The sequence below is a fragment of the Priestia sp. 40 genome (assembly GCF_049368575.1).
GTDB classification, from domain to species: Bacteria; Bacillota; Bacilli; order Bacillales; family Bacillaceae_H; genus Priestia; species Priestia zanthoxyli.
This window is the reverse complement of sequence record NZ_JBMPZA010000009.1, coordinates 1-3,402: the sequence shown is the minus strand read 5'-3', so window position 1 is coordinate 3,402 and position 3,402 is coordinate 1. Positions and strand designations below refer to the sequence as shown.

The 3,402-nt window shown below is 43.9% G+C and carries 8 protein-coding genes and 1 pseudogene; 8 read left to right on the top strand and 1 reads right to left on the bottom strand.

Features of this window, described 5'->3' with window-relative positions:
- The first annotated feature begins 80 nt into the window (after positions 1-80).
- The 5 genes from ACO1DI_RS12425 (at position 81) to ACO1DI_RS12405 (ending at position 1,585) form a co-directional block, all read left to right on the top strand.
- Entirely contained in the window at positions 81-413 is a 333-nt protein-coding gene (locus tag ACO1DI_RS12425) for an Ig-like domain-containing protein (protein ID WP_423145314.1), read from the top strand.
- Positions 410-505 carry a hypothetical protein gene (locus ACO1DI_RS12420; RefSeq protein ID WP_423145313.1) on the top strand — a complete coding sequence of 32 codons (96 nt, stop codon included), beginning with the start codon at positions 410-412 and terminating at the stop codon, positions 503-505. Before ACO1DI_RS12425 ends, ACO1DI_RS12420 begins: the two co-directional genes overlap by 4 nt.
- A 116-nt stretch (positions 506-621) precedes the next feature.
- On the top strand, positions 622-1,089 hold the full coding sequence (locus ACO1DI_RS12415) for an Ig-like domain-containing protein (RefSeq protein WP_423145312.1): 468 nt from the start codon (positions 622-624) through the stop codon (positions 1,087-1,089).
- An 8-nt stretch (positions 1,090-1,097) separates the two neighbouring features.
- Positions 1,098-1,367: an Ig-like domain-containing protein gene (locus tag ACO1DI_RS12410; RefSeq protein ID WP_423145317.1), complete on the top strand. Its 270-nt coding sequence runs from the start codon at positions 1,098-1,100 to the stop codon at positions 1,365-1,367.
- Positions 1,367-1,585, top strand: a complete 219-nt coding sequence (locus ACO1DI_RS12405) for an Ig-like domain-containing protein (protein WP_423145316.1) — start codon at positions 1,367-1,369, stop codon at positions 1,583-1,585. The genes ACO1DI_RS12410 and ACO1DI_RS12405 overlap by 1 nt, the downstream gene beginning before the upstream one ends.
- A 152-nt stretch (positions 1,586-1,737) precedes the next feature.
- Here the strand turns inward: ACO1DI_RS12405 and ACO1DI_RS12400 are convergent, their stop codons facing one another.
- The gene (locus tag ACO1DI_RS12400; RefSeq protein WP_423145311.1) at positions 1,738-1,950 is read right to left on the bottom strand and encodes a hypothetical protein; all 213 of its coding nucleotides are present in this window, start codon (positions 1,948-1,950) and stop codon (positions 1,738-1,740) included.
- An 11-nt stretch (positions 1,951-1,961) separates the two neighbouring features.
- On the opposite strand from ACO1DI_RS12400, the gene ACO1DI_RS12395 reads away from it, so the two are divergent.
- From ACO1DI_RS12395 to ACO1DI_RS12385, 3 genes and pseudogenes are all read left to right on the top strand, one after another.
- Positions 1,962-2,435: a tandem-95 repeat protein gene (locus ACO1DI_RS12395; RefSeq protein ID WP_423145310.1), complete on the top strand. Its 474-nt coding sequence runs from the start codon at positions 1,962-1,964 to the stop codon at positions 2,433-2,435.
- A gap of 73 nt (positions 2,436-2,508) precedes the next feature.
- Positions 2,509-2,849, top strand: a pseudogene (locus ACO1DI_RS12390) (Ig-like domain-containing protein); the annotation flags it as partial.
- A gap of 6 nt (positions 2,850-2,855) precedes the next feature.
- On the top strand, positions 2,856-3,402 hold a 547-nt coding region (locus tag ACO1DI_RS12385; RefSeq protein WP_423145315.1), incomplete at its 3' end, for a tandem-95 repeat protein.

Sequence of the window (3,402 nt, the reverse complement as noted above, 5' to 3'; positions counted from 1 at the left end):
AGCTGCAAAATGGTCCAACAAATGGAATAGCTGCCGTGAACGCGATGGAACGTTTAGTTATCAACCAAACCTAAATTTCAATGGAACGGTTGCAGGTATTGGTGTCAGACGGTCAGGGAGGCACGGCGGTTTCAACGGTGACCATCAACGTTATCCCTGTCAATGATCCCCCAATTACATCCAAATGTAGCTTTACGATTGCGGAAGATAGCACGTTAATCAATCAAGTAGTGGCAGTAGATCCCGATGGAAATCCGTTAACGTTTAGCCTACAAACGGCACCAGGCAACGGAGTGGCCGTGGTGAATGCAGATGGAACGTTCAGTTACCAGCCGAACCTGAACTTTAATGGGACGGATCAGTTTACCGTGTTGGTGTCAGATGGCCAAGGAGCACGGCGGTTTCAACGGTGACGGTAATAGTCACGCCAGTGAATGATGCACCAACGGTGCCAAATTACACGTTTAGTAAGCAAGAAGATAGTCCTGTGGTAGGAGAGCGGTAGGGACAGATGTGGATGGAAATCCTCTTAGTTATCAGCTGCAAAATGGTCCAAGAAATTGGACATAGCTGCCGTGAACGCAAATGGAACGTTTAGTTATCAACCAAACCTAAATTTCAATGGGACAGATCACAATTTACGGTATTGGTTTCAGATGGGCAGGGGGGAACGACGGTTTCGACCGTTACAATAAAAATGTAATTCCAGTGAATGACCCTCCAATCACCGCTGATTTAGCATTTACAATTAATGAAGATACACCCCCTTACAAATCAAATTCCAGCTTTTTTGATCCCGATGGAGATCCTTTGACATTTACTCTGTTGAATCCGCCTCCGTCAAATGGAAGTGTTGTATTAGGGGCAAACGGAGTATTTACTTATACACCAAATTTAAATTACACCGGAATGGATACTTTTGGTGTGCTGGTGTCAGACGGTAAAGGAGGAACTTCTCTTTCTACTGTAACCTTAACGATTGTCCCAGTAAACGATCCGCCAGTAGGAGGAGATAGATCTGTTACAACGACCATTAACCTTCCTGTTACAAGCAGCATACCTGTTCAGATCCCGACAACGTTACTCTAACCTATACTCTGCAATTAGTTCCAAATAACGGTAATGCTGTTATAAGTCAAGATGGTACATTCATTTATACACCTAATAACGATTTTATAGGTAATGATCAATTTACCATACTAATAACAGACCCAGAAGGAGCGACTGCACTATCAACCATTTTTGTAAGGGTACTTGAAACAAATGGAACTACAACTTCACAAGATTTACAAATCTCTACTGATGAAGACACACCAGTAACAAATCAAATAATTGCTACTAATGTAAATGGAAATCCACTTGTTTAATTATCGAAAATCAACCTATTAATGGAGTAGTAACAATTGATTCTGATACAGGAATATTTACGTATACACCGAATGCAAACTTTACCGGTTCAGATGCGTTCGTAGTATATATAACTGATAATTTAGGAGGAAATGCTACTTCTTCAGTTATCGTTACAGTTATTCCAATAAATGATCCTCCGATTGTTCCTAATTATCAGTTGACAGATACCAAATGAATAGATACATCAGTAACTTCTATGGTAATTGCCACTGATATTGATGGCAATCCATCTACCATTTGCTACAAAATGCTCCAGTAAATGGAATAGTAAACGTGAGCTTAGATGGGATGTACACGTATACCCCAAATGCTGATTTAATGGATAGATCAGTTTACGGTATTGGTGTCAGACGGCCAGGGAGGCACAGCCATTTCCACAATTACAATTACGATTCTGCCAATAAATGATCCGCCAGTAGGTCCAAACGAAATTACGATGTTGTTACACCTGAAGAAACACCTGTTACTAGCCAAATCGTAGCGACTGATCCAGATGGAGGAGTGCTGACGCGTATGCGTTACAATATCTACCGCTGACAAATGGGGTGGCAGTGGTCAATGGTGATGGAACGTTCACGTACACGCCAAATGAAAATTACACTGGAAATGATACGTTCACAGTCCTGAGAAGCGACCCGTCGGGCGCATTTATAGTGACGAATGTATTAGTAACAGTCACGCCAGTGAACGATGCACCAGTGGTGCCAGACTACGCGTTTGTGATCAATGAAGACACGAGTTTCTATATGCGAAGTGGTGGCAACGGATGTGGACGGAAACCCACGAACGTACGGGTTACGGCAGTTCCAGCAAATGGAACAGTGGTAGTAAATCCAGACGGCAGCTATAGCTATACGCCAAATGAAAATTACACTGGAGTGGATAGCTTTAGTGTCGTGGTCAGCGATGGCCAAGGAGGAACAGCCATTTCGACCATCACAATTACGATTCAGCCCGTAAATGATCCACCAGTAGGTCCAAACGAAATTACGATTGTTACACCTGAAGAAACACCTGTTACTTAACGAAATCAAGCCACTGATCCAATATGGAGAAGTACTGACGTAACACGCTCAACAGCACGATGCAACAAATGGAGTGGCAGTGGTCAATGGTGATGGAACGTTCACATACACACCAAATGAAAATTACACTGGAAGTGATACGTTCACAGTCCTAAATAAATTCCCGTCGGGTGCGTTCATAGTAACGAACGTACTAGTAATAGTCACGCCAGTGAACGATGCACCAGTGGTGCCAGACTACGCGTTTGTGATCAATGAAGACACGAGTTTGAATAGCCGAGTGGTGGCAACGGATGTGGACGGAAACCCACTGACGTACGGGTTACTGGCAGTTCCAGTGAATGGGACGGTGGTAGTAAATTCAAATGGTACCTATGGTATACGCCAAATGAAAATTACAACGGAGTGGATAGCTTTAGTGTGGTGGTAAGTGATGGCCAGGGAGGCACGGCCATTTCCACCATCACGATTACGGTTCTGCCCGTAAATGATCCACCAGTAGGTCCAGTGGTAGTGACGTTGACCACGAATGAGGATACAGCTGTATCTAGTCAAATTACAGCGTTTGATCCAGATGGGGAAGTACTAACGTATGCGTTACAGGATCCACCGACCAATGGAGTGGCAGTGGTCAATGGTGATGGAACGTTCACGTACACACCAAATGAAAATTACACTGGAAGTGATACGTTCACAGTCCTAATAAGCGACCCGTCGGGTGCGTTCATAGTAACGAACGTACTAGTAATAGTCACGCCAGTGAACGATGCACCAGTGGTGCCAGACTACGCGTTTGTGATCAATGAAGACACGAGTTTGAATAGCCGAGTGGTGGCAACGGATGTGGACGGAAACCCACTGACGTACGGGTTACTGGCAGTTCCAGTGAATGGGACGGTGGTAGTAAATTCAAATGGTACCTATACGTATACGCCAAATGAAAATTACAACGGAGTGGATGCCTTTT

Excerpts from the sequence above, each read along its gene's own strand:
- ACO1DI_RS12425 (WP_423145314.1), top strand. The coding sequence starts at position 81 with ATGGAACGGTTGCAGGTATTGGTGTCAGACGGTCAGGGAGGCACGGCG.
- ACO1DI_RS12415 (WP_423145312.1), top strand. The coding sequence starts at position 622 with ATGGGACAGATCACAATTTACGGTATTGGTTTCAGATGGGCAGGGGGG.